Origin of the sequence: Micromonospora sp. WMMD812, assembly GCF_027497215.1 — a bacterium.
In the GTDB taxonomy this organism is placed as follows: Bacteria; Actinomycetota; Actinomycetes; order Mycobacteriales; family Micromonosporaceae; genus Micromonospora.
In genome coordinates, this window is record NZ_CP114904.1 from 4937102 (window position 1) to 4960486 (window position 23385).

21 protein-coding genes, 1 tRNA gene and 1 pseudogene are annotated in these 23385 nt (G+C 73.6%); 13 read left to right on the forward strand and 10 right to left on the reverse strand.

Features of this window, described 5'->3' with window-relative positions; all coding sequences use genetic code 11:
* The first annotated feature begins 26 nt into the window (after positions 1-26).
* Together O7603_RS22805 and O7603_RS22810 are read left to right on the forward strand one after the other, a co-directional pair.
* Complete coding sequence (locus O7603_RS22805) at positions 27-500, forward strand: hypothetical protein (protein ID WP_281571827.1); 474 nt, start codon at positions 27-29, stop codon at positions 498-500.
* A 174-nt stretch (positions 501-674) separates the two neighbouring features.
* On the forward strand, positions 675-1922 hold the full coding sequence (locus tag O7603_RS22810; RefSeq protein WP_281571828.1) for a low temperature requirement protein A: 1248 nt from the start codon (positions 675-677) through the stop codon (positions 1920-1922).
* On the opposite strand, the gene O7603_RS22815 is transcribed toward O7603_RS22810, so the two are convergent.
* From O7603_RS22815 to O7603_RS22825, 3 genes are read right to left on the reverse strand one after another with little or no spacing between them, the layout of a single operon-like run.
* Positions 1917-2198 (reverse strand): YciI family protein, encoded by a 282-nt coding sequence (locus O7603_RS22815; protein WP_281571829.1) that lies wholly within the window; start codon positions 2196-2198, stop codon positions 1917-1919. The two genes, O7603_RS22810 and O7603_RS22815, sit on opposite strands and share 6 nt — an antisense overlap.
* Positions 2199-2244: 46 nt before the next feature.
* Positions 2245-2667 carry a glutaredoxin domain-containing protein gene (locus O7603_RS22820; RefSeq protein WP_281571830.1) on the reverse strand — a complete coding sequence of 141 codons (423 nt, stop codon included), beginning with the start codon at positions 2665-2667 and terminating at the stop codon, positions 2245-2247.
* Positions 2668-2704: 37 nt separating this feature from the next.
* The gene (locus O7603_RS22825) at positions 2705-3112 is read right to left on the reverse strand and encodes a carboxymuconolactone decarboxylase family protein (RefSeq protein ID WP_281571831.1); all 408 of its coding nucleotides are present in this window, start codon (positions 3110-3112) and stop codon (positions 2705-2707) included.
* Between the two features lie 289 nt (positions 3113-3401).
* Here O7603_RS22825 and O7603_RS22830 point away from each other — a divergent pair.
* A pseudogene (locus O7603_RS22830) lies at positions 3402-4553 on the forward strand (low temperature requirement protein A).
* Between the two features lie 245 nt (positions 4554-4798).
* Here the strand turns inward: O7603_RS22830 and O7603_RS22835 are convergent.
* Positions 4799-4875, reverse strand: a tRNA-Pro gene (locus tag O7603_RS22835).
* Positions 4876-5085: 210 nt separating this feature from the next.
* Complete coding sequence (locus O7603_RS22840; RefSeq protein ID WP_281571832.1) at positions 5086-5979, reverse strand: metallophosphoesterase; 894 nt, start codon at positions 5977-5979, stop codon at positions 5086-5088.
* Between the two features lie 25 nt (positions 5980-6004).
* On the opposite strand from O7603_RS22840, the gene O7603_RS22845 reads away from it, so the two are divergent.
* Positions 6005-6460, forward strand: coding sequence for a GatB/YqeY domain-containing protein (locus O7603_RS22845; protein WP_281571833.1), 456 nt, complete (start codon positions 6005-6007; stop codon positions 6458-6460).
* A gap of 112 nt (positions 6461-6572) precedes the next feature.
* Here the strand turns inward: O7603_RS22845 and O7603_RS22850 are convergent, their stop codons facing one another.
* Complete coding sequence (locus tag O7603_RS22850; protein WP_281576773.1) at positions 6573-9011, reverse strand: transglycosylase domain-containing protein; 2439 nt, start codon at positions 9009-9011, stop codon at positions 6573-6575.
* Positions 9012-9414: 403 nt separating this feature from the next.
* Between O7603_RS22850 and O7603_RS22855 the strand changes: the two genes are divergently transcribed.
* A complete protein-coding gene (locus tag O7603_RS22855; RefSeq protein ID WP_091594219.1) occupies positions 9415-9732 on the forward strand; it encodes a WhiB family transcriptional regulator in 318 nt (105 codons plus the stop codon).
* On the opposite strand, the gene O7603_RS22860 is transcribed toward O7603_RS22855, so the two are convergent.
* The 3 genes from O7603_RS22860 to O7603_RS22870 are packed head-to-tail and all read right to left on the reverse strand — an operon-like array spanning position 9719 to position 12471.
* Positions 9719-10870, reverse strand: coding sequence for an ArsA-related P-loop ATPase (locus O7603_RS22860; RefSeq protein ID WP_281571834.1), 1152 nt, complete (start codon positions 10868-10870; stop codon positions 9719-9721). The genes O7603_RS22855 and O7603_RS22860 overlap by 14 nt on opposite strands.
* A 54-nt stretch (positions 10871-10924) precedes the next feature.
* On the reverse strand, positions 10925-11902 hold the full coding sequence (locus tag O7603_RS22865) for an ArsA-related P-loop ATPase (RefSeq protein WP_281571835.1): 978 nt from the start codon (positions 11900-11902) through the stop codon (positions 10925-10927).
* 26 nt (positions 11903-11928) lie between these two features.
* A complete protein-coding gene (locus O7603_RS22870) occupies positions 11929-12471 on the reverse strand; it encodes a hypothetical protein (RefSeq protein ID WP_281576774.1) in 543 nt (180 codons plus the stop codon).
* Positions 12472-13085: 614 nt separating this feature from the next.
* On the opposite strand from O7603_RS22870, the gene O7603_RS22875 reads away from it, so the two are divergent.
* From O7603_RS22875 to O7603_RS22905, 7 genes are all read left to right on the forward strand, one after another.
* Entirely contained in the window at positions 13086-13574 is a 489-nt protein-coding gene (locus tag O7603_RS22875) for a hypothetical protein (RefSeq protein ID WP_281576775.1), read from the forward strand.
* A gap of 43 nt (positions 13575-13617) precedes the next feature.
* Positions 13618-13773, forward strand: a complete 156-nt coding sequence (locus O7603_RS22880; protein WP_174242689.1) for a hypothetical protein — start codon at positions 13618-13620, stop codon at positions 13771-13773.
* A gap of 40 nt (positions 13774-13813) precedes the next feature.
* Positions 13814-14275 carry a RidA family protein gene (locus tag O7603_RS22885; RefSeq protein WP_281571836.1) on the forward strand — a complete coding sequence of 154 codons (462 nt, stop codon included), beginning with the start codon at positions 13814-13816 and terminating at the stop codon, positions 14273-14275.
* Between the two features lie 129 nt (positions 14276-14404).
* Positions 14405-15238 (forward strand): MBL fold metallo-hydrolase, encoded by an 834-nt coding sequence (locus O7603_RS22890; protein WP_281571837.1) that lies wholly within the window; start codon positions 14405-14407, stop codon positions 15236-15238.
* Positions 15235-18822 carry an adenylate/guanylate cyclase domain-containing protein gene (locus O7603_RS22895; protein ID WP_281571838.1) on the forward strand — a complete coding sequence of 1196 codons (3588 nt, stop codon included), beginning with the start codon at positions 15235-15237 and terminating at the stop codon, positions 18820-18822. The genes O7603_RS22890 and O7603_RS22895 overlap by 4 nt, the downstream gene beginning before the upstream one ends.
* Before the next feature lie 114 nt (positions 18823-18936).
* Entirely contained in the window at positions 18937-19449 is a 513-nt protein-coding gene (locus O7603_RS22900) for a hypothetical protein (RefSeq protein ID WP_281571839.1), read from the forward strand.
* A 31-nt stretch (positions 19450-19480) separates the two neighbouring features.
* Entirely contained in the window at positions 19481-21019 is a 1539-nt protein-coding gene (locus O7603_RS22905; protein ID WP_281571840.1) for a serine/threonine-protein kinase, read from the forward strand.
* Here O7603_RS22905 and O7603_RS22910 read toward each other — a convergent pair.
* Complete coding sequence (locus O7603_RS22910; protein WP_281571841.1) at positions 21006-21368, reverse strand: hypothetical protein; 363 nt, start codon at positions 21366-21368, stop codon at positions 21006-21008. The genes O7603_RS22905 and O7603_RS22910 overlap by 14 nt on opposite strands.
* Before the next feature lie 202 nt (positions 21369-21570).
* Here O7603_RS22910 and O7603_RS22915 point away from each other — a divergent pair, with 202 nt between their 5' ends.
* Entirely contained in the window at positions 21571-23370 is a 1800-nt protein-coding gene (locus O7603_RS22915; protein WP_281571842.1) for an alpha/beta hydrolase, read from the forward strand.
* Positions 23371-23385: the final 15 nt, after the last annotated feature.

A 23385-nucleotide genomic window follows, 5' to 3' on the forward strand; every position in this document is an offset into this window, starting at 1 on the left:
TCGGCCCGCTCTGCGATGCTGGCCGGGTGACCACCGCCTGGCGCCGTCTGCCCGCATCCGCCCGCGAGATCGCCGTGACCGCCACCGAGGCGGTCACCGCCGCGCAGCACCGGGACTCGGAGGCGTACGACGAGGTCGTGACCCGACTCGGCACGGTCGAACGGTCCGGCCTGGTCCTCGGCGCGGTGGTCCGGCTGCTGCTCGAGGAGAGCCACCCGGACGGCCTGGACGGCGACGACGTCCGCCAGGTGCTCGAGCGCTGCGTCCGAGCGGCGGCGCCGTGGCGTCCCGACGTCGACCCGCACGTACTGCTGGTCCTGCTCGCCGGCGCCCTCGGGGTGTACGACCCGGACGCCGACGAGACCCCGCCCGATCCGCCGGCGATCGCCCGGCACGCCCCGCTGCTCGTCGCCGACCTGCTGGCGGGCACCGGCCGGCCGCTCGACGCCTACCTTTCGGCCGCCTTCGCGGAGATCGAGCGGGCCGAGCGGCAGGACTGAGGCGCCGGCCGGGCGGACGGGCACTGCCGGGCGGGACCTCGCCGGGCGGACGGGCACTGCCGGGCGGGACCTCGCCCGGCGGACGGACACCGCCGGGGTCAGACCGCGGGACGTCGGCAGCGGCGGATCCCGGAACCGACGCGCCGTGCCGGAGACCGGCAGGAAGATGACGGCATGCCCATCTTCCGGTCCCGTTACCTGCGGACCGAGGCGGCTCATCGAACGACGAGCTTCGAGATCTTCTTCGACCTCGTCTTCGTCTTCGCGCTCACCCGGATCATCGAGTTCATGGCGCGGCAGCCCACCGGCGTCACCCTGGCCCGGGGGCTGCTGCTGTTCCTGTTGCTCTGGTTCTCGTGGTCGGCGTACGCCTGGTTGGGCAACGAGGTCCGGGCGGACGTCGGCCTGATCCGCGCCGGCACCCTCGCCGCGATGGCGGCGATGTTCGTGGCCGCGCTCGTGATCCCCGACGCGTGGGGGGACGAGGAGGGCGGGTCCGGTGTGCCCGCGCCGTTGCTCCTGGCGCTGTCCTACATCGCGGTCCGGGCCCTGCATCTCGTGCTCTACCTGCACGTGTCCGGGAGCCAGCAGTTGAGCCGGACGCTGCGGCTTATCGCCGTACCGGGGATTCTGGGCTGGTCCACTCTCCTGGCCGGCGCACTGCTGGGCGGGACCGCCCAGACGGCGCTCTGGGCGCTGGCGTTCGTGGTCGACGTCGGCGGCAGCCGGTTCGCCACCAGCTACAGCCCTTGGCAGTTGCGCAGCGTCACCCACTTCACGGAGCGGCACCGGCTGGTCATCATCATCGCGATCGGCGAGTCGCTGATCTCGATCGGCGCCGGGGCCGGCACCGAACTGACCAGGTGGTCGGTCCTGGTGGCAGCGCTGTTCGGCCTGGCCGTCGCGGTCTGCCTGTGGCGGCTCTACTTCGACCGGGTCGCGCCGGCCGCCGAGCGGGTGTTCGCGGCGGCGGCGGAGCCACGTCGGGGCACCATCGCGGGCGACGCCTACAGCCTGGCCCACTTCCCGCTGATCGCCGGGATCATGTACGTCGCGCTCGGCATCGAGCAGGTGCTGGCCACGCTGATCGACGAGGCGCCGGAGGGCGAGCACGGGACGCTCGGAATGCCGGCGCTGGTGGCGCTGTACGGCGGCTCCGCCCTCTATCTCGCCGGGCGGACGCTCTTCCTGCGGCTGAGCACGGGCGAGGCCCCGTGGCTACCGCTCGCCGGCGCCGGGCTGGTCCTGGTGCTCCTGCCGCTGGCCCGGCTGCTGCCGGCGCTGCCGGCGCTGGCGCTGCTCGTGCTGGTGCTGACCGCACAGTGCGAGGTGGAGCGGCACGTGCGGCCGGCGGCACGGCCGAGGCGGGGCGCTCCGACCGGGCGCCGGCCCCCCGGGCGGGGCCGGCGCCGCTGGTCATGAACCGCTCGGCCCGGCGGGGCCCACCACCGGGTGCCACTCCCGCACCGAGACCACCTCGACACCGGGCGCCGTGTAGTACGGGTCCTCGGCCAGGATCTGGTCCAACCGCTCCCGGTCGACGGTGAAGATCAGCAGCGCGCCCGAGTCGTCCTGCCAAGGGCCCGAGGCCAGGATCTCCCCCTGCTCGAACAGGGCGCGCAACCGCTCCCGGTGGGCGGGCCGGATCGCGAGCCGTCGCGGGTCGTTGTCGGTGAAGGAGAGTTCGACGCAGAACATGGCGAGGACGATACGCCGGGCGCGGGACCAGGGCACGGGAGCGGGGTCAGCGGCGCAACCGCTGCCGTAGCCAGCTCGGGTCCGGGTTGACGGCCGACTCGCTGGTCGCCACCACGGTCGGCACCGTTTCATCGCCGCCGGTGACGGCGCGCACCGCCGCCGCGCCCGCGGGGTCACTCCAGATGTTGACCCAGTACGCCCGGTGGGCGCTGGGGCCGAGCCGGAGCCGTAGGCGGAGGCAGTAGGTGCAGCCGGGCCGCCAGTAGACGATCGGTCGGCCGTCCGACGCGCTGCGCTGCTGTGCCTGAGCCGCCGGCACGGATCGGGGGAAGACCAGCGGCGACAGCAGGAATCCGAGGGCCAGGAAGATCAGGAACCAGGTCACGGCCTGCCACCGCTGCTCCTGCGCGGCCGCGACGAACACCCCGCACACCACCATCAGCCCCGCCAGCCACCAACTCCGCAGCACGGCTCCGAATGCTAGCGCGATCGTTGGACCCCGTGCCTCAGCCGTGCGAGTCCTCTTCGAACACCTGGGCCGCGACCTGGTAGCCGTCGAACGCGCGCGCGACGCCGGCGTACGCCGCGATCTGGAGGAAGACCTCGACGATCTCCTCCTTGGTGGCGCCGGAGGTGAGCGCGATGCGGAGTTGGCCGCGCAGCGGCTCCAGGACGCCGAGGGTCGCCGCGATGGTCACGGACACCAGCGCGCGTGTCCGCGTGTCCAGGTGCTCCGTGCGCGGCCAGACGTCGCCGAAGGCGTGGATCGTGGCGATCCGCTTGAAGTCCGCGCCGTTGGCCGGCTCGCCGGGCGTGGCGCCGAGGAAGCGCTCCAGGCGGAAGCCCAGCAGACGCTCGGCCGTGTCCAGCGCGGCGGCGTACGCGGCGTCGGCCGCCGGGTCGTCCGTCGTCATGACGCCCACCTTTCCAGCCCGCAGGGGCGAAGCGGGCGAGACCGGGCAGTTTGCCGGTGGTCGACGGCGAGACGGGTCCGGCGACGCGCAAACCGGGATCGCAGGACGTCCGCGTCGTCGGTCTCTCCGGACAGAGCGGCGATCGGTCCGCCACGGGCGAGGCAGTTCGGCCCGGGGCCGCAGCAGCACGTCCACATCCACCAGCGCTGCCGGGTGGTACGACTGTTTCAAAGGCTGACAGAAGATGCAGAAACGGGGCGAACCGATGAAGGGCGGCGCAGCCCGGCTGATGCGGGAACCGGAGGAGCAGCGGGCGACGTTCCTGGACCTGTTCTTCGACCTGGTGTTTGTCTTCGCCATCTTTCGGCTCTCGCAAGGGCTGCGGGAACATCTGAACTGGAGCGGCGCCTTCCAGACCCTGGTGCTGCTGCTCGCCCTGTGGTGGGTGTGGAACGAGACAACGGGCGTAGCTGACCGGTTCGACCCTCGACGGCCGTCGATACAGGTGCTGTTCATCGGGTGCATGTTCGGCAGCTTGGTGCTGGCGGCCGCGGCGCCGAAGGCCTTCGGCGAACACGGCCCGGTCTTCGCTGGCGCATACGTCGCCGTCCAGGTCGGTCGCAGCCTGTGTCTCGTGACCGTCAGGCGGGGCGACAAGCGGCAGCGTCCCGAGACGCGGATGCTGGTCTGGTTCGGCGTGTCGGGGGTGCCGTGGCTCGCGGGCGCCCTCATCGAGGGTTGGCCGCGTGGGGTGCTGTGGGCGCTGGCGGTGGCCGTGGACTACACGGTGGCCAGACTCGGCTGACCCATGCCGAGGATGGGCCGCGCCAGCGCGGCGGATTATTCGATCTCGGGCGAGTTTCTGGCCGAGCGGCATCGGCAGGGCTTCATCATCGCGCTCGGCGAGCTGATCCTGGTGACGGGGCTGGGGCTCAGCAGCGACGGCTTCGGGGCGGGCCGCAGCGCGGCGACCGTGGTGGCGTTCGCGACCACGGTGCTGCTGTGGGGGATCTACATCCACCGTGCCGGAGAGGTGCTGGGCGAAGCCGTCGCCGCGGCCCCCGATCCGCTCCGCGTCGGCGTGTCGGCGCAGTACGCCCACCTGGTCATGGTCGCCGGCGTCGTGGCGATCTCCGTCGGTGACGAGCTCGTGATCGACCACCCGTTCGGGCACACACCACCGGCCTGGGCCGCCGTCATCCTCGGCGGACCCGCACTGTTCCTCGCCGGACGGGCCACCTTGGAGTACGCGGTGTTCGGCCGGGTGTCCCGACACCGCGTGGCCAGGGTCCTCGTGCTCGCCGCCATCTCACCGGCAACGGTCGTGCTGCCGCCGGTGCTGGTTGCCGCCGCTGCTGCTCTTGTCCTGGCCGGGATCGCCGCATCTGACGCCGGCCGTGCCCGACGAGGCCCGCCCGAGCCGCCGGCACCCCCTGGCTAGCCGGACGTGTCACCCGTGTCGTGAGTCCGTTCTGTCACGCGGGTCCTGAGACCCGACACAGCCGGGCAGCGGTCCCTGCTCGCGTATCGGCGGTGTAGACGGCGGTGGGGTCGTCGGTCTTGACCCGGCCGCCTGGACTCCCCGTGAGCTACGGCACAACTTCGTGGCACTGGGCGTGGTCAGCCGGGTTGGTCAATTAAGAAACGCAGAGGGCACATCCATAGATTGGATGTGCCCTCTGCACCTGGTCGGGGTGGCCGGATTCGAACCGACGACCTCTTCGTCCCGAACGAAGCGCGCTACCAAGCTGCGCCACACCCCGAGGCGTGCCGACAAATAGTAGCCCACCCGGTCCGGTGGTCAAACTCAGTACCCCTGCCGGCGGCTCGCCCGTCGGGTAGCGAGTCAAGATCCGCACAACTTCCGGGAAGTAGTGGCCTCCCAGGGCCGATGAGGCCACTACTTCAGAGAAATTGCGCGGATCTGGGCCGGGCCGGGGCCGGGGCCGGGGCGGGGGCCGGGGCGGGGAGGATCAGCGGGGGATGAGGGTGAGCACGCTGGCCTCCGGAGGGCAGGCGAACCGGACCGGCGCGGTCGGGTGGGTCCCGAGGCCGGCGGAGACGTGCAGCCACGAGTCGGAGCCCGGCCAGCGGTGCAGGCCGCGGGCCATCGACCGGGGCAGCCCGCAGTTGGTCACCAGCGCGCCGACCCCCGGTACGCAGACCTGCCCGCCGTGGGTGTGCCCGGCGAGCAGCAGGCCGAAGCCGTCCGCGGCCATCTGGTCGAGCAGGCTCGGCTCGGGCGAGTGGGCGAGCGCGATCGACAGGTCGGCCGACGTGGCGACCGGGCCGGCCACCGCGGGGTAGTCGTCCCGCTCGATGTGCGGGTCGTCCACCCCGACCAGGTCGATCACCCGCCCGCCGGCCTTGAGCGTGGTCCGGGCGTTGTTCAGGTCGAGCCACCCGGCCCCGGTGAACACCTCGCGCAGCTCCTCGTACGGCAGCTCGACGCCCTCGGTGTACTCCCGGTCGCGGAGGAAGTAGGTGAACGGGTTCTTCCAGACCGGGCCGGTGTAGTCGTTGGAGCCGAAGACGAAGGCGCCGGGGAAGTCGAGCAGCGGTTGCACCGCGCGCAGGACACCCGCAACAGCGTCGGGGTGTGCCATGTTGTCCCCGGTCACCACGACCAGGTCGGGATCGAGGGCGGCCAGCGACGCCACCCAGCCCTGCTTGCGCGCCTGGTCCGGCATCATGTGCAGGTCCGACAGGTGCAGGATGCGCAGCGGCTCCGCGTCGGCCGGCAGCACCGGCACGTCGTACCGGCGCAGGGTGAACATGTTGCGTTCGACGAGCGACGCGTATGCCAGGGTGGCCGCGCCAATCGCGGCGGTCCCGGCCGCGACCCGGAATAGTGTGCGCTTTCGCATGATGTTCAGGGTAGTTTGACCGTCCATGAGCACGCTGAAGGACCGCCTGACCACGGACATGCGCAGCGCGCTGAAGGCGCGCGACGAGCTGACCACCTCCACGCTGCGGATGGCGCTGGCCGCCGTCGGCAACGCCGAGGTGGCCGGCAAGGCCAAGCGCGAGCTCACGGACGACGAGGTGCTCGCGGTGCTGACCCGGGAGGCGAAGAAGCGCCGGGAGGCGGCGACCGCGTTCGCCGAGGCGGGCCGCACCGAGCAGGCCGCCAAGGAGACCGCGGAGGGCGAGGTGCTCGACCGCTACCTGCCGAAGCAGCTCTCCGACGCCGAGCTGACCGACCTGGTCTCGGGGGCGCTCGCCGCCGGCGGTTTCACCGGTAAGGCGCAGATGGGCCCGGCCATGAAGGCGGCCCAGGCCGCGGTGGCCGGCCGGGCCGAGGGGGGCCGCGTGGCCGCCGAGGTACGCCGGCAGCTCGGTCTCTGACCCGCACCGCGACTCCGGTACGCGGAACGGGCGGGCACCCCCATCGGGGTGCCCGCCCGTCGCTGTTCACGGGTTCGGGCGCGGCCGGCGGTGCGGCCCGCGCCGCCGGGGATCAGCCGCCGGGGCGACCGCCGGGGCGGCCTCCGTTGCCGTTCGGCGGGTTGCCGGTCGGCGGGGTGCCCGGCTGGGCGCCGCCACCGCTGCTGATCTGGATGGTGACCACGCCGCCCTTGATGGTCCGGCCGCTCGGGCTGGTGCCGGCGGCGGTGCCCGGCGGGCAGCTGGAGGCGACCTTCACGTCGGAGACGACCGCGTCGAAACCGGCGCCCTTGATCCGCGACTTCGCGCTCTCGACCGGCTGGCACTTCACGTCCGGGATGGAGCGCTGGTCACCCTCGGAGATCTTCTTGCCGGGCGGGTCGAACTCGATGCCCTTCTTGCCCTTCATCGCGTCGCGCAACGTCTCGTAGACCGGGGGGTTGATGCCGGTGGGCTCGTTGTGACCCATCTTGACGTTGGTCTGCGGCCAGTCCGGGTCGGCCATGATGCCGGCCACCGCGTACTGCTTGGTCATCGCGACCAGGGCGGCGGTCTTCTCGGAGTCGGTGGTGCCGGACTTGCCGGCCACCGGCTTGCCGACGATGCCGCGGACGTTCGAGGCCGTACGGCTGCCGCCGCACTTGGTGGTGGCGGAGTTGTCACCGACCGGGCAGCGGGCCGCGTCCACGGCGGCGCGGGCCACCTCGGTGCTGACCCGCTTCTCGCAGCGCGGGTTGGCGATGTCCAGGTTCTTGCCGTCCGGGCCGGTGATCTTCTGGACCGGGATCGGCTCGCAGTACTTGCCGTCCGCCGCGAGGGTGGCGTACGCGTTGGCCAGCTCGAGCGGAGTGGTCTGCGAGACACCCAGGGTGAAGGCGCCCCACTGGTGCGCGGCGTCCTTGGTGCCGGCGAACTTGGCGTCCTCGCTCTGGCGGAACTGGATGCCGAGCCGCTTGGCCACGTCGACCACGTTCTCCGCGCCGACCTGCTGCTGCAGCGGGACGAAGTACGTGTTGATCGACGCGCTGAAGGCGCTCCACATGTTCTGCACGCCGCCGGCCTTCTTGCCGGAGTTGGTCGGGCAGTAGAAGTGCGTGCCCGGGCAGGCGGCCGGGCTGCTGCTGTCGATGATGTACTCGGACTTGAACTGCTGCGGCGCGTTGATGGTGTAGCTGAGCGGGATGCCCTTCTCCAGCGCCGCCACGATCGTGAACATCTTGAACGTCGAGCCGGCCTGGTAACCGGTGATGCCGTCGCCGCCGGTGAGCAGCGGGTTCACCGTGTTCGGGTAGTTGCCCCGCAGGCCCTTCTTGCGCTGCTTCGGGTCGCTGTGCGGCTTGTTGGCCGGCTTGTTCTTGTCATCGAGCTTGAAGTTGCGGTTCACCGCGAGCGCCCGCACCCGGCCGCTGCCCGGCTCGACCACCGCGACCATCGCCGCTTCCTTGCTGTTCACGCTCTTGGCCTTGCGGACCGCCTTGTCCGCGCCCCGCTGGGCCTGCGGGTCGAGGGTGGTGACGATGGTGTAGCCACCGCTCTTGAGCCGCCGCTCCCGGTCGTACGAGGTGGAGCCGAACGTCTCCTGCTGCATCCACCAGCGGTAGAAGTAGTCGCAGAAGAAGCCCCAGTCCTTCTCGTTGGTGGCGACGCAGCCGTTCGGGGTGCGCTTGTCCTTGACCGTCAACTTGATGGCCTTGGCGGCGTCGGCCTCCGCCTGGGTGATCGCCCCGATCTTCACCATGTTGTCGATGACGTAGTTACGCCGGTCGTTGGCGAGCGAGTAGCCGCTCTTGGTGGTCGGGTCGTTGGTGGTGGGCGCCTTCACCATGCCGGCGAGCAGCGCGGCTTCCTCGATCTTGAGGTTCTTCGGCGTCTTGCCGAAGTAGACCTGGCTGGCGGCGTAGATGCCGTACGCGCCGTTGCCGAACGAGGCGATGTTCAGGTAGCGCTCCAGGATCTCGTCCTTGGAGAGCTCCTTGTCGATCTGCAGCGCGTAGCGCATCTCGCGCAGCTTGCGGGCGCTGGTGTCCTCGGTCGCGGCGACCACGTCGGCCGGGTGGGTGGCCGAGTACGCGATGGCCAGCCGGACGTACTGCATGGTCAGCGTCGAGGCGCCCTGCCGCCCGGCGGCCTCGTTCTGGTTGTTCACGAAGGCGCGGGCGATGCCGTTGAGGTCGACGCCGTTGTGCTTGTAGAAGTCGTGGTCCTCGGCGGCGACGATCGCCTTCTGCATGTACGGCGACACGTCGGCGAGCTTCACGTCGCGACGGTTCTCGTCGTACATGGTGGCGAGCGGGGTCTTGCCGTCCGAGGCGAGCAGATAACTGATCTGTGGTGGGCGCGCCACCGTCAGCTCAGTGGGCAGTGCACCGAAGGTCTCGGCGCCGGCCTTCGCCGCCAGTCCGGACATCGCCACCGCGGGGAAGGCCGCCGCTGCGACCACCACGCCGGCCAACAGGCCACATATGAGCAGCGATGCGGCGTTGGTCAGCACGTTGTGGTCACGTTTCCGCATCCAGGTCACCTCGACAGGGTACGCGTACAGGGAACGAGGGGCGCTGGGGCGTTCTTTCCCCATTTCCTGCGCGCGCTGCCCTCGTTGTGTTAAACGCACGACCCCTGGTGCGTGGTTGCGTGGGACCTGGCGCCGAGTCTCCTCCGGACGGAGAGGCTCCGCAGCGTTTTCACGTACTGGGGAGGGGTAAGCGACGGCCGACGGCCGGGAAGCCGCGAGTGTCCGGAATGATGGATTTGGCCGACAACGTTGCGTAATCAGGCGACTACAGAGCATGATGGTGGCGGCGACAGCGCCACATGTCGTCCGTGCCGCCTTGGGGAAGGCCGCGCGGGCGATCGGGGGGAATTGCCGGCTGACGCGTAACGAGGTCGGTAGGTACTGCAAGGGGGGACGTGTACACATGGGCATGATTGCCGACTGGCCGTCGCTGGCGGCGTGTCAGAACGGGGACCCGGACGCGTTGTTCGTCCAGGGCGCCGAACAGAACGTGGCGAAGCGGATCTGCCGGAGCTGCCCAGTTCGGTACGAGTGCCTGGCTGACGCGCTCGACAACCGGATCGAGTTCGGTGTGTGGGGTGGCATGACCGAACGCGAACGCCGAGCGCTGCTGCGTCGTCACCCCCAGGTGACGAGCTGGCGCAAGATGTTCGAGGCCGCGATGAAGAAGAACAGCAAGGACAAGTCGGGCAAGGACAAGATCCTGGTCACGACCGGCTGATCGCCGCGCCGATCGTTCGCAGCCCGTCGACGTCGTGCACGTCGGCGGGCTGCGCCGTCACCGACACCGTCGGCACGGCCGGGAACGCCTCGGTGAACCGGGCCGCCACCCGTTGCTCGCGTACGGCCTGTCGGGCCAGCGCCGCGTGCGCCCGCAGCACGTCGACGGTGCCCTCGTGGCCGCCCAGCTCGGCCAGCCGGTCCGCCGCGGCCCGGCTGCGCGCCGCGTCCAGCTCCGGCACCGCCGGCCGGTGCACCCGGTTGAGCACCAGGCCGGCCAGCGGCATGCGCTCCTCACGGAGCCGGCCGGCGAAGTAGGCGGCCTCCCGGACCGCGTCCGACTCCGGCGCCGCGACCAGCAGGAACGCCGTCTCGCGCGCCTGGAGGATGCGGTACGTCTGCTCGGCCCGCTGCCGGAAGCCGCCGAACATCGAGTCGAGCGCCGCCACGAAGCCCGAGAGATCGGTCAGCAACTGGGCGCCGAGCACCTTCTGCACGACCTTGGAGAACATCCCGAACGAGGCGGTGACCAGGCTGAACATGCTGCGCCCCCCGCTGCGCGCCGGGGCGAGCAGCAACCGCAGCATGCGGCCGTCGAGGAAGCGGGAGAGCCGGGCCGGCGCGTCGAGGAAGTCCAGCGCCGAGCGGGACGGCGGGGTGTCGACCACGATGAGGTCCCACTCGCCCCGGGCGTGCAGCTGCCCGAGCTTCTCCATCGCCATGTACTCCTGCGTGCCGGAGAAGGTGGAGCTCATCGCCTGGTAGAAGGGGTTGGCGAAGATCTCCGCCGCCTTCGCCGGATCGGTGTGCTGGAGCACCACGTCGTCGAAGGTCCGCTTCATGTCGAGCATCATGGCGTGCAGCTCACCGCCGCTGGCCTCGACGTCGATCCCCTTCACCTGGCGCGGGGTGTTGTCCAGCTCGGTCAGGCCGAGCGACTGGGCGAGCCGGCGCGCCGGGTCGATGGTGAGCACCACCGTGCGGCGGCCGTGCCGCTCGGCGGCCCGGAGCGCGAGCGCGGCGGCGGTGGTCGTCTTCCCCACCCCGCCGGCGCCGCAGCACACCACGATCCGGACGCCCGGATCAGCGAGGATCTGGTCGACGTCCAGCTGCGGCGCGGCGTCTTCGGAAGGCACCAATCGAGCGTATCGGGCCGACTGGGTCCGCGCGCCGGTGCTGACCGCAGGTGTGAGTCAATCCGCGTGCAGCAGGGCCTCGGCCAGGGCGGCCAGCCCGGCCCGGTCGACCCCGTCGGGCAGCAGCGGCAGCTCGACCAACGGCAGGCCCAGCTCGACCAGGTCGGTCCGGAGCGAGTCCTCCAGCTCCCGGCGGACGACCTGGTCGCCCGCCTCGTCGTGCAGCCCGGCGACGATGGCCCGGTCGGCCGGGAGGCCGGCGGCGAGCAGCCCGCGCCGCAGCTCGGCGGTGGTGACCATCCGGCCGGCGGGCAGCGGTGGCCGGGTGCCGTTGACGATCACCCGGCCCACCGGGAAGCCGAGCGAGGTCAGCTCCTCGGTCGCGTCGACGGTCTCCTGGACCGGCATCTCCTCGAGCAGGGTGACCACGTGCACGGCCGTCATCGGCGAGCGCAGCAGCGCCGACACTCCGTCGCTCTGGGTCTTGATCGGGCCGACCTTGGCCAGTCGGGCGGTCTCGGCCGTCACGTTGAGGAAGCGGCCGATCCGTCCGGTCGGCGGCGCGTCCAGCACCACCGCGTCGTACACCCGCCGCTGCCCGACGGTGCGCGTGGTCGCCTCCTTCGCCTTCCCGGTGAGCAGCACGTCCCGCAGGCCGGGGGCGATGGTGGTGGCGAAGTCGATGGCGCCGAACTTGCGCAGCGCCCGGCCGGCCGCGCCGAGCTTGTAGAACATGTCCAGGTACTCCAGGAGCGCTTCCTCGGCGTCCACGGCCAGGGCCCGCACCTCACCGCCACCGGGCGCGTCGGTGAGGTGCCGCTCCTCGTAGGGCAGCGGGTCGATGCCGAAGAGCTGGGCGATGCCCTGCCGTCCCTCGACCTCGAGCAGCAGCGTGCGTCGCCCGCCACTGGCCAGTGCCAGGGCCAGTGCCGCCGCCACGCTCGTCTTGCCGGTGCCGCCCTTGCCGGTGACGACGTGCAGACGGGCGGGCCATCCGGTAGCGGCCGGATCGCCCGGTCGGTCAGCTGCTCCCACCCGTCGAGCCTATCCAGCCACCGGCGTCACGCGACCTCGCAGACCCACCAACCCGTCTTCTGCACCACGGTGAAGCGCAGCTCCTGGTCGGCCACCTTCTCGTCCGCCGTGGTCATGGTGACCTTGGTGGAGACGGTGGCCCGGTCCCCGGTCTTGTTGTCCACCTTCGGCGTGGTCCACCGGAATCGCGGGTTCTGGTAGCCGGAGGCGTACTTCTCCACCTCGGCCACCTTCGCGGCGATCTTGTCGTCGTCCCGCGAGGAGGAGCAGACGAGCTTCGCCGCCTTCGTCGCGTCCCGCTCCTTGTAGACGGCGGTCAGGAACTGGTCCACCGCCACCGCCGGCTCCTTCGCGCCTTCGCCGGTCTCGGCGTTGCGCAGGGTCAGGAACGCCGCCACGCCGCCGCCGACGCAGAGCACCAGGATCACCACCAGCGCGATCGCGGCGATGAGCAGGCCGCGCTGCTTCTTCGGCGGGGCGGGCGGCCCGTACGGGGGGTAGCCCATTCCGGGCGCCGACGGGTCGGTCACCGGGGGCGGCCCGACCGGCGGGGCGCCCGGCGTGCTCAGAGCGCCCGGCTGACCGGGAAGAGCCGGGCCGTCTGGCTGGCCGGCGCCGGCCGGGGCGCCCGGCAGCGCGGAGGAGGTCGGAGCGGCCGGCTGGCCGGCGTCCGCCGGGGCGCCCGGCTGCCCCGGGGCGGGCGGCTGCCCCGGGGCGGGCGGCTGCCCCGGGGCGGGCGGCTGCGCGGGAACGCCCGGGGTGCCGGGCTCACCGGCGAGGCCGGGGTGGGCCGGCGGGGTGGCCGGCGAGCCGGTCGGGTCGCCGCTGGGCGGTTGGGTCATCTCTTCCCCCGGGGGTGCGACGCTCTCCGCCACCCGGCGTCGAGCATGAAGTCGAGGCTCGCGGCCACGCCGTCACGTGCCGCCGGAACGGAAGGGTAGCGGCACGCCGCCCCGCCGGTGTCGCCCGTGGTGAGTCCCGGTGGTGGGAGCGTGGCCAGTCGGGGGAGCGTACCCGGCATCTGTCACATATGTGACTGGCGATGGATGGGGCGCGCGCGTCCTGTTGGCGGGACTCCGGTGCCCGACCTACGGTCGTGCCGGCGCGGGGGGACCGGTCGGGGGCGGGGCCCGGACCGGCGAGCAGCGGGGACTTGACCAGGTACGACGCCCGGAGGCAGTACATGCGCGACGTGGAGAACATCCCTCGAGCCCAGTTCCCGGCGAACGACCGGTCGCGCCGGGTCGGGTCCGGCGCCGCCGGGGAGGCCGAGGGACCGGTCGGGAGCCTGCCGGTCAACGAGCGGTCGTACCGCCGGATCTCCGACCCGGTGGAGGTGGTGCGGCCGGTGAGCCGGCCCGTCGCGCCCGGCCGGGAGGACGAGGAGCCCGGTTACGTGATCCACCTGCCGATCCGGGTGCCCGACCTGGCCGCGGCCACCGCCCTCGCCGGCCGGATCGCCGTCTCCCTCGGCTTCCTGCCCGAGCTGGACGCCGGCGAGACCACCGTCTCCAACGCCGACGACCAGAACAACCGGCACCGGGTCTTCTGCGACCTGCTGCTGCCCGACCGGTCCCGCTGTCCCCAGCGGTACGAGCACAGCGGCCGGTGCGGCGAGCTGCCGGCCGCGCCGGAGCAGCGTCCCGCACCCGGGCCGTCCGCCGGACCGTAGGCTGTGCCTCGAAGATTCCGCCTCTTGAGGGAGCCCTGCACCGATGCAGAAGTGGGAGTACGCCACGGTCCCGCTGCTGGTCCACGCGACCAAGCAGATCCTCGACAACTGGGGGGAGGACGGGTGGGAGCTCGTCGCCGTGGTGCCCGGTCCGAACCCGGACCAGTTGGTCGCCTACCTGAAGCGGCCGAAGGCATGAGCCGGCGGCGCGAGCGGCTCGCCGGCGGCGAGGTGACGGCATGAGCAACGGTCCACACGCCAAGCTCGCCGAGCTGGGGTACGAGCTGCCCGAGGTGGTGCCTCCGGTCGCCAGCTACGTGCCGGCGGTGCAGTCCGGGCAGCACGTCTACGTGTCCGGGCAGCTGCCGATGGCCGAGGGGAAGCTGCTCGCCACCGGCAAGGTCGGCGCCGGCGTCTCCGCCGACCAGGCCAAGGACCTCGCCCAGCGCTGCGCGCTCAACTCGCTGGCCGCGATCGACTCGCTGGTCGGCCTGGAGAACGTGGTCAAGATCGTGAAGCTGACCGGCTTCGTGGCGTCCGCGCCCGGGTTCACCGGTCAGCCCGCGGTGATCAACGGGGCCTCGGACCTGTTCGGCGCCGTCTTCGGCGAGGCGGGTCGGCACGCGCGCAGCGCGGTCGGCGTGGCGGAGCTGCCCCTGGACGCCCCGGTCGAGATCGAGGTCATCGTCGAGGTCGGCTGAACCGTCCCGCCGCTCCTCGCGATCCACGCCCGGGGCGCCACCGCGGCGAAAGCCGTGAACGGGCACAAACCTTCGGGCGGTACCCGCAAGATCGCGGGGAGGGGCGGGCGGGGCCGTACGATCGCAGCCATGACCGGGCACGTGACCGCGCCGGCGGCGGCGCTCGCCGACCAGCTGCCGGGCTGGGTGATGCTGCTGCGCGCGCCGAACCCGGGGCCGATGACCCTCGACGGCACCAACACCTGGCTCCTCCGCGCGCCGGGCGAGCGGCTCGGCGTCGTCGTCGACCCGGGCCCGGCGCACGAGAGCCATCTCGCCATGATCGCCGCCCGCGGGCCGATCGGGCTGGTGCTGATCACCCACGGCCACCCCGACCACACCGAGGGCGCCGGCCGGCTGAGCGACCTGCTCGGCGGGGTGCCGGTGCGCGCCGCCGACCCGGCGCACACCATCGGCGGCCCGCCGCTGACCACCGACGCGACGCTGGACGTCCCCGGGCTGTCGGTGCGGCTCGTCCCGACGCCGGGGCACACCGCCGACTCGGTCTGCTTCCTGGTCGAGCACGACGGCCAGCGGGTGGTGCTCACCGGCGACACCATCCTCGGGCGGGGCACGACCGTGGTCGCCCACCCGGACGGGCACCTCGGCGACTATCTGGCCAGCCTGGAGCTGCTCTCGACGTACCGGGGGCTCCCCGCGCTGCCGGGCCACGGCCCGGCCCTGGCCGACTGCGGCGCGGCGGCCGACTTCTACCTCGCCCACCGGCGGGCCCGGCTCGACCAGGTGCGGGCGGCGGTCGCCGCCGGCGCCGGCACCGCGGCCGAGGTGGTCGCCGCGGTCTACGCCGACGTGGACCGGTCGCTCTGGTGGGCCGCCGAGTGGTCGGTGCGGGCCCAGTTGGAGTACCTCGGGGTGCCGAGCCGGGAATCCGGGACCGGGGGTACGGAGTTGGAGCAGCCGTGACCTGCCCCGTGTGCGGAACCGTCGCCGTCCCCGGCGCGCGGTTCTGCCACAACTGCGGTGCGGCGCTGCCGGCCGCCGCAACGCTGCCGGCCGCCGAGCGGCGAGTGGTGACGGTGCTCTTCGGCGACCTGTCCGACTTCACCTCGTGGTCCGAGGACCTCGACCCGGAACGGGTCGGCGCGGTGACCGACCGGGTGCTCGCCGCCCTCGCCGGCGCGGTGAAGACCTTCGGCGGGCACGTGGACAAGCTGACCGGCGACGGGATCATGGCCGTCTTCGGCGCGCCGGTGGCGCACGAGGACGACGCCGAGCGGGCGGTTCGCGCCGCGCTCTCCATGCAGCGGGCGGTCCGTCGGGTGCTCGACGACGAGCGCGGCGGCGGCGCGCCGCTCGGCCTGCGGGTCGGCCTCAACACCGGCGACGTGATCGCCGGCATCCAGGCCGCGATCGAGTACACGGTCATCGGCGACACGGTCAACACCGCCGCCCGGCTCGCCGACGCCGCCGCGGTCGGCGCGGTCTACGCCGGCGCCCGGACCTCCGCGGCCACCCGGCACGTCGCGTCCTGGCGGGCCCTGCGTCCGCTGCGGCTCAAGGGCAAGCGCGAGCCGGTCGAGGCGTACGAACTGCTCGGCCTCCTGGACGCGCCCGGCACCCGGTCCGGTCTCGGCGACGAGGCGCCGTTCGTCGGCCGGGAGACCGAGATCGGCCGGGTCGCCGGTCGGCTCGCCGAGGTGATCGACCGGGGTGAGCCGCGGGTGCTGCTCATGACCGCCGAGGCGGGCATCGGCAAGTCCCGGTTCGCCGCCGAGGTGGAACGCCTGGCCGCCGGGTACGACGTGGGCGCCGGCCGGTACGCCGCGCACACCGGCGCCCGGGTGCTCTCCGTGCGCTGCGCCGCCTTCGGCGAGCGGCGCCGGCTGGCACCCCTGGCCGACCTGGTCCGCGCGGCGGTCGGCCTGCCCAACGACGCGTCCACCGCGTTGACCCGGCCGGCGGTGGAGGAGCGATTTCGTCGGCTCGGCCAGCGGCTCGCCCGCGGCGGCGGCGAACCCGCGCCGATCGCCACCGACCAGCTTCTGGCCCTGCTCGGCTACGCCGAACTGCCCGCGCACGGCACCGACAACGGAGAGTGGACCGCCACGGGCGGCCCGCCGGCCGACGCCGAGGCGGTGCCGAACGCGGTCGCCGACCTGCTCAGCGCGCTCGCCGTCGAGGCGCCGCTGGTGATGATCGTGGACGACCTGCACGACGCGACCGCGGAGACGATCCGTGCGCTCGGGGTGACGCTGTCCCGGCTGACCGGCCCGGTGCTGGTGCTGCTGCTCGGCCGCCCCGAGCTGGTCCGGACGGCCGGTGCGCTGACCCGCGTCGCCGACGCCGAGGTGCACGCGCTGCCGCCGCTGCGCGGCGCCGACGCCGCCCGGCTGCTGACCACCTACCTGAGCGGCGGCAAGCTGCCCCAAGCCGACAGCGACCGGTTGCTCGCCACCGCCCAGGGCAACCCGTTCTACCTGGCCGAACTCGTCACCCTGCTGCTGGAGCGCGGGGCGTTGACCGCCGGGCCGGGCCGGGGCGCCGACGTGGGCTGGCGGCTCGCCCCCGGCTCGCTGGGCAGCCGGCTGCTCTCCCGGGATCTCGCCGCCGTCCTGGCCGCCCGCATCGACGCGCTGCCCCTGGACGCCCGGTCCGCGCTGCGCGACGCCGCCGTGGTCGGCGACACCGTGCCGGCCGGCGCCCTCGAGGCGCTCCGCGAGCAGCGCCTCGGGTCGGCCGGCCGGCCGTCGGCGGTGGCCGCGGTCGAGCTGGAACGCGCCGTCGAGGAGCTGCTGCAACGGCGCATGCTGCACCGCACCCGCACCGGCTACGCCTTCGCCACCCCGCTGATGCGGGAGGCCGCGTACGCCGGGGTGAGCAAGGCCGAGCTGGCCGAGCGGCACGCGGCGCTGGCCCGCTGGGCGGCGCCCGCGGCCGCCGGGGACGACCCGGCGCCCGCCACGGCGGTCGGGTTCACCGAACCCGACCGGGACGACTTCGTCGCCGCGCACGTCGAACGGGCCGCTGCGCTCGCCGACGCGGTGACCCTGCGTCCCGACGCCCCGGCGCGGGCGGTGATCCCGCTCGGGGTCGCCGCGCTCGGCCGGGCCGCCCGCCGGTCGCTCGCCGCCGGCGAGCCGGCGCTCGCCGTCGACTACGCCGAGCGCGCCGCCGAGCTGGCCCCGGACGGTGTGCCGGCGGCCGACCGCGTGGGGCACGCCCGCGCCCTGCTCCAGGTCGGCCGGGTGGGCGACGCGCTCGCCTCGGCCGAGAAGATCGCCGCCAACGCCGGCGAGGAGTCCACCCGGGCGAGCGCGCTGCTCCTGGCCGGGCAGGCGCACCAGACGCTCGGCGACCAGGCCCGCGCCGTGGGGGCGTGGCAGGAGGCGTTGCAGGTGGCCTCCGCCGGCGGGCTGCCCACGCTGCGCGCCTCGGCGATGCGCCGGCTCGGCATGGCCGACTTCGTGGCCGGGCGGTTGAGCCAGGCGAGCAGCCGGCTGGCCGGCGCGTACCAGGTCAGCCTCGCCGCCCAGGACCGGCGCGGGCAGGCCTGGTCGTTGCAGAACCTGGCCTGGGTGACCACCACCCGGGGCGACTTCGCCGGCACCGACGCGGTGCTGGGCCGGGCCGCCCGGCTCTTCGCCGAGCTGAAGGACCCGTACGGGCGGGCCTGGCTGCGCGGCACCACGGCGTTCGCCCGGTTGCTCGCCGGCCGGCTGCGCGAGGCGTGCCGGCTGGCACGGGTCTTCCTGCCGTTCGGTGAGCGGGTCGGCGAGGCGTGGGCGGTGGGCACGCTGCGTGCGGTCGAGGCGTTCGCGGCCGCCGAGCTGGGCGAGCTGGCCGACGCCGACCGGGAGGCGCGCCGGGCGTACCGCGAGTTCGCCGCCGCCTCGGACGACTGGGGACGCGGCTTCGCGCTGGTCGTGCGGGCCGTGGTGGCGCGGGGGCTGGGCGAGCCGGGACACGCCGCCGACCTGCTCGGCGACGCGATGTCGTACGCCGACCGCACCGCCCATCCGCTGCTGACCGGGATGGCCGGCACGCTGCGCGGGTTCGTGGCGCTGGACCTGGGCGACGTGGCGGCCGCCGAGCGCGACGCCCGCGCGGTGCTGACCGCCGTCGAGCCGCACAACCCGCAGGCGCCGGCCCAGGTGGGCCCCCGGGTGCTGCTGGCCACCGCCCGGCTGGCCGCCGGTGACCCGGCGACCGCCGTGGGGCTGCTCGCCCCGGTGGCCACCGCCGCCGCCAACACGCCCTCACTGCTCTTCTCGCGCCGCCAGACGTGGGCCCGGTACGCCTCGGCGCTGCTCGCCCACGGCCAACGGGACCAGGCGCTGGACTGGGCCCGGCGGGCGGTGGCCGCACCGGCGGAGGACGTGCGCAGCCAGGTGATCGCGGCCAGCGTGCTGGCCGAGGCGCTGGCCGCCTGCGGCCGCCCGGCCGAGGCGCTGGCCAGCGCCGAGGAGGCGGTGCGCCTGGCGTACGCCACCGAGCAGCGCAGCGAGCGCTACCTCGCCGAGGCCCTGCGTCAGCGGCTCGCCGGCTGATCGGGCACCGGTCTGCCGGTTCCGCCGATGGCGTACCGGTCGGGGCCCGGCTAGCGTGTCGGCGTCGACGGCGGTCCACAGTGGCGGCCGCACCGGTACCTGGGGAGGACCGAGATGAAGCTGCCGCGTACGGTCGCGGGCTGGACGATCGCGGTCTTCGGCGTGCTCGCGCTGGTCATGGGCGCGGTCGGGCTGCTCTGGCCGGAGGCGATGCTGCGGTCGCTCGGCTTCGAGGTGCCGGCGACGCGCGCGCTGGGCGACCACACCGGCACGTTCCTGCTCGCCTCGTCGATGGCCTCGTTCAACATGGGGGTCTACTACCTGCTGGCCACCGCCACCGAGTGGCGTTCCTTCTACCGCTTCACCGTGGTGTTCCGGCTCGTCACGTTCACCGTCTTCACGATCGCGGTGCTCGCCGACATCGCGCCGGACCGGTTCTTCGGCGTGGCCGCCTGGGAGGGCCTGGGTGCCGTGGCGACCGCGCTGGGCCTGTGGTGGGACGCCCGCCGGGCCGCGGCGGGCGGCGGTGCCGCACCCGCCGGGAACGCCCCGGCGGCGGCCGGCGCGGGCGCCCCGGACGGGTCCGGGGCCGGTGGTGGCACACCCGCCGTCGACGCGGTGCACTGAGCTGTCCGCCCGGTTGGGTATTTTCGAAGCTGTGACCGACACCCCGTCCGGAGGCCTACCGGTCCCCATCGTGCCCGGTCTAACCGATTTGCGGGTGTTTGCCCGTGGTGGCTACGCCACCGTCTACCAGGCCACCCAGATCTCGGTGGGCCGCGAGGTCGCGGTCAAGGTGGAGAACCGCACGCTGGACAGCGAGCGCGATCAGGCCCGGTTCCTGCGCGAGGCGCGGGCCGCCGGCCGGATGTCGTCGCATCCCCACGTCGTCGATCTGTTCGACGTCGGGGTCACCGTCGACCAGCACCCCTACCTGATCATGGAACTCTGCGACGGGTCGTACGCGGAGCGGATGCGCACCTCCCCGCTCGGCGCCGCGGAGGCCCGTGACCTGGGCATCAAGATCGCCGACGCGCTGGCGCACTCGCACGCGGCCGGGGTGCTGCACCGGGACGTGAAACCGGCGAACATCCTCTACTCGCACTTCAACTCGGCGGTGCTGGCCGACTTCGGGCTGGCCGTGCTGGCCGAGGTGCGCGACGCCTCGGTCACGCTGGAGGTGCTGACCCCGGCCTACGCGCCGCCGGAGATGTTCAGCCACAGCCCGCCGTCGCCCGCGGTCGACGTCTACGCGCTCTGCGCCACGCTCTACGCGGTGATGCACGGCCGGCCGCCGCGCTGGCAGTCCGAGCGCAACCCGAGCCTGGTCACCGTGCTGGAGATGTTCAACCAGCCGGTCCCCGGGCTGCCCGGCGTGCCCGGCGAGCTGATCGACGTGCTGCGCGCCGGAATGGCGAACGACCCGGGCGAGCGGCCCTCCGCGGTCGAGCTGCGGGGGATGCTCTCGGCCCTGCCGCTCGACCCCACCACGGCGCCGGTCAGCGGCGCGCCGGTCAGCGGGATCCCGGTCAGCGGTGGTCCCACCGGCTCCGCCGGCCCGTACACCGCCGGCCGGGCCCGTCCGGCGCCCCGCGCGCCGGCCGAGGACGCGCATCCCACGGTCCCCGCATCCACCCCGGCGGGTGGCCGGCGGTGGCGCCGCCGCTGGTTCCTCGGCGGTGCCGGGGTGCTCGCGCTGGCCGGCTCGGCCACCGCCGGCGCCTGGGTGGCCGGAGGCAGCCCGGCGCCGAGCCCGTCCCCCTCGGTGAGCCGGGCGGCCGGCGCGGCCGGCGGGATGCTGCCCGGGTGCACCACCGACTCCGGCGCGACGACCGTCCTGCCCGGCGGCGCCCGGTGCCTCGCCGAGCTGGAGTGCTTCGGTCCGGTGCGGGTGCGCGGCGCCCGCGCGGAGGCGACCCGGGTCTCCTGCGACGGCCGGCACACCTGGGAGACCTACGCCGAGGGGCTGCTGCCGGTGTCCCTGGTCGGCGCCGGCCATCCCGAGGTGAGCACCGCCCCGGCCGTCCAGGCCGTGTGCAGCACCGCCACGTTCCGGCTGACCACCGGCATCGACTCGTCCGCCGGCTGGCATCTCGAAGTGCTGCCACCGGTGGAGGGCAGTGTCGACCGGTCGTTCCGCTGCCTGGCCGGGCGTGGGGTCGACGCGCTGGTGGGGCCGACCCTCACCGGTCGCTGATCCACCCCTCGCGATCGTCGAACCCGCCTCCGGCGCGCCGCCGTTCGCGGACCGCGCGGAGCGCGTCCCGGCTGTCCAGCGCATCGAGGGTGTCCGCGTCGACGGCCAGCGGGTCGTCCAGCGGCGGCCCGGGAGCGGCCGACCGCTCCGCTGCCACCGGCTCGTCGGCCTGTCGGGCGGCGGCCACCGACACCCCGGCGATCGTCGCGAGCAGGACGCAGATCAGGGCCATGAGCACGCCGAGGAAGTCGTGGCGTCGCGAGACGACGAGCGTCACCAGCAGCGCGAGCGCGGCCAGCGCCGCGACGACCGCCAGCGTCCGCGCATCGGGCCTGGTCAACCGCTTCACCCGTCCACTATGTCGCCGCCGGCCCGACTGTCAACCGCCTGACCGGGGCAGATGCAGCGTCAGCACTGACGAGAACGTTACACCGCACGCGGAATGTCGCTGATATGGGCGTTTTAGGGACCACATTCATCGCCTGTGATCTCTAGAGTGGCGGGAGGTCGACCGTCTCGACCGTCCCTGTCGTCCACCGGAAGGCGTCCACATGCCACGACGAACCCGGTCTCTGGCCGCAGCAGGAATCACCGGCGTCATCCTCGCCGGATCGGCTGTCGCTCCGGCGGCCGCCGCACCGACCCCCACCGGCTGGGGCCGTCCGGCCACGTCCGACCGGACGAGCCCGACCGAGGCGCGCCGGGTCGACCGGGTGCCGACGCCCCAGCTCGGCTGGTACGGCTGCTACGACTACGCCGAGTGCGCCACGGTCCGCCTCCCGCTCGACTACGACCGGCCGAACGGGGCCACCACCGAGGTGGCCCTGCTCCGGGTGAAGGCCCGCGACCAGCAGAACCGGATCGGCAGCCTCTTCGTCAACCCGGGTGGCCCGGGCGGCGCCGGCACTGACATCGCGCTGGCGGCGCCCTACTTCCTGGGCGACGAGGTGCTCGACCGGTTCGACATCGTCGGGGTCGACCCGCGCGGGGTGGCCAACAGCGAGCAACTGCGCTGCTTCGCCTCCGTCAAGGACCAGACCCGGGCGTACGCCGGGCTGAACGTCGCCTTCCCGTGGACGAAGGCCGAGGAGCAGGCGTATGTGGCCTCCTCGAAGGCGGTCGGCAAGGGCTGCTCGACCACCGGCAAGCCGCTCTCCGGCGCGATGTCGACCGCCGAGGTCGCCCGCGACATGGACGTGCTCCGCCGGGCGGTCGGCGACCCGAAGCTGACCTACCTCGGCTTCAGCTACGGCAGTGTGCTCGGGCAGTACTACGCGAACATGTTCCCCGATCGGGTCCGCGCCCTGGTGATCGACGGCGTGCTCGACCCGCGGGCGTGGCTGGGTAAGGGCACGGCCCGCGACCTGGGCCAGGAGGACCGGATGCGCAGCGCGGAGGGCGCGCACCGGGCGCTGCGGGAGATCCTGGCCCGCTGCGACGCCGCCGGCCCGGCCTGCCCACTCCCGGGCGGCGGATCGGCCGCCGCGTTCGAGCTGGTGGCGCAGCGGCTGCGCGCCAACCCGCTGGTGATCGAGGATCCGGATCTGGGCGGCTTCACGGTGACCTACGCCGACTTCGTCGGGTCCACCCTCGGCGCGCTCTACGACCCGGCCGGCTACGCCCAGGTGGTGGGCCTCACCGCCGAACTGCTGGTGCTCACCGACCCGGCGGCGGCCTCGCCGGCCCGGGAACGGGCCCGTGCCGCGGTGTCCCGCCTCGCCGCGGAGGCGCGCCAGGCCCGCCGGTTCGACTTCCCGTACGACAACAGCCTGGAGACCTTCCTCGGGGTGGACTGCACCGACGCGAACCACCCGACGAACGCCGCCTCCTGGCCGGCGCGGGCGGCGCGGGCCGACCAGCGCGATCCGTACTTCGGGCGGCTCTGGTCGTGGGCCACCTCGCCCTGCGCCGGGAACACCTGGACGGTGCGCGACGAGGACGCCTACACCGGCCCCTTCGACCGCCGTACCAGCGTCCCGGTGCTGGTGGTGGGCAACTACTGGGACCCGGCGACGAACTACCGCGGCGCGGTCAGCTCCGCCGCGTTGCTGCCGAACAGCCGGCTGCTGAGCAGCGACAGCTGGGGGCACACCGCGTACGGCACCTCGGCCTGTGCGACCGGTGCGATCGACGCGTACCTGGTCCGCGGCACGTTGCCGGCCAAGGGCACGGTCTGCACCGGTGACGTGCAGCCGTTCGCCGAGTCGGCACGGAAGCCGGCGGCGACCGAACGGGCGGAGGCGGCCAAGAGCAGCCTCGCCGACCAGGGCGCGCCGCGCCGGGGTGAGCCGAAGCGGCTCCCGCCGGTGGTCGCGCCGTTGTCGGCGGTGGGCGCGCTCACCGTCCGATGAGGACCCCGGGGTGCG

Excerpts from the sequence above, each read along its gene's own strand:
- O7603_RS22810 (WP_281571828.1), top strand. The coding sequence starts at position 675 with ATGCCCATCTTCCGGTCCCGTTACCTGCGGACCGAGGCGGCTCATCGA.
- O7603_RS22815 (WP_281571829.1), bottom strand. The coding sequence starts at position 2,198 with ATGTTCTGCGTCGAACTCTCCTTCACCGACAACGACCCGCGACGGCTC.
- O7603_RS22825 (WP_281571831.1), bottom strand. The coding sequence starts at position 3,112 with ATGACGACGGACGACCCGGCGGCCGACGCCGCGTACGCCGCCGCGCTG.
- O7603_RS22840 (WP_281571832.1), bottom strand. The coding sequence starts at position 5,979 with ATGCGAAAGCGCACACTATTCCGGGTCGCGGCCGGGACCGCCGCGATT.
- O7603_RS22845 (WP_281571833.1), top strand. The coding sequence starts at position 6,005 with ATGAGCACGCTGAAGGACCGCCTGACCACGGACATGCGCAGCGCGCTG.
- O7603_RS22850 (WP_281576773.1), bottom strand. The coding sequence starts at position 9,011 with ATGCGGAAACGTGACCACAACGTGCTGACCAACGCCGCATCGCTGCTC.
- O7603_RS22855 (WP_091594219.1), top strand. The coding sequence starts at position 9,415 with ATGGGCATGATTGCCGACTGGCCGTCGCTGGCGGCGTGTCAGAACGGG.
- O7603_RS22875 (WP_281576775.1), top strand. The coding sequence starts at position 13,086 with ATGCGCGACGTGGAGAACATCCCTCGAGCCCAGTTCCCGGCGAACGAC.
- O7603_RS22880 (WP_174242689.1), top strand. The coding sequence starts at position 13,618 with ATGCAGAAGTGGGAGTACGCCACGGTCCCGCTGCTGGTCCACGCGACC.
- O7603_RS22885 (WP_281571836.1), top strand. The coding sequence starts at position 13,814 with ATGAGCAACGGTCCACACGCCAAGCTCGCCGAGCTGGGGTACGAGCTG.
- O7603_RS22890 (WP_281571837.1), top strand. The coding sequence starts at position 14,405 with ATGACCGGGCACGTGACCGCGCCGGCGGCGGCGCTCGCCGACCAGCTG.
- O7603_RS22900 (WP_281571839.1), top strand. The coding sequence starts at position 18,937 with ATGAAGCTGCCGCGTACGGTCGCGGGCTGGACGATCGCGGTCTTCGGC.
- O7603_RS22915 (WP_281571842.1), top strand. The coding sequence starts at position 21,571 with ATGCCACGACGAACCCGGTCTCTGGCCGCAGCAGGAATCACCGGCGTC.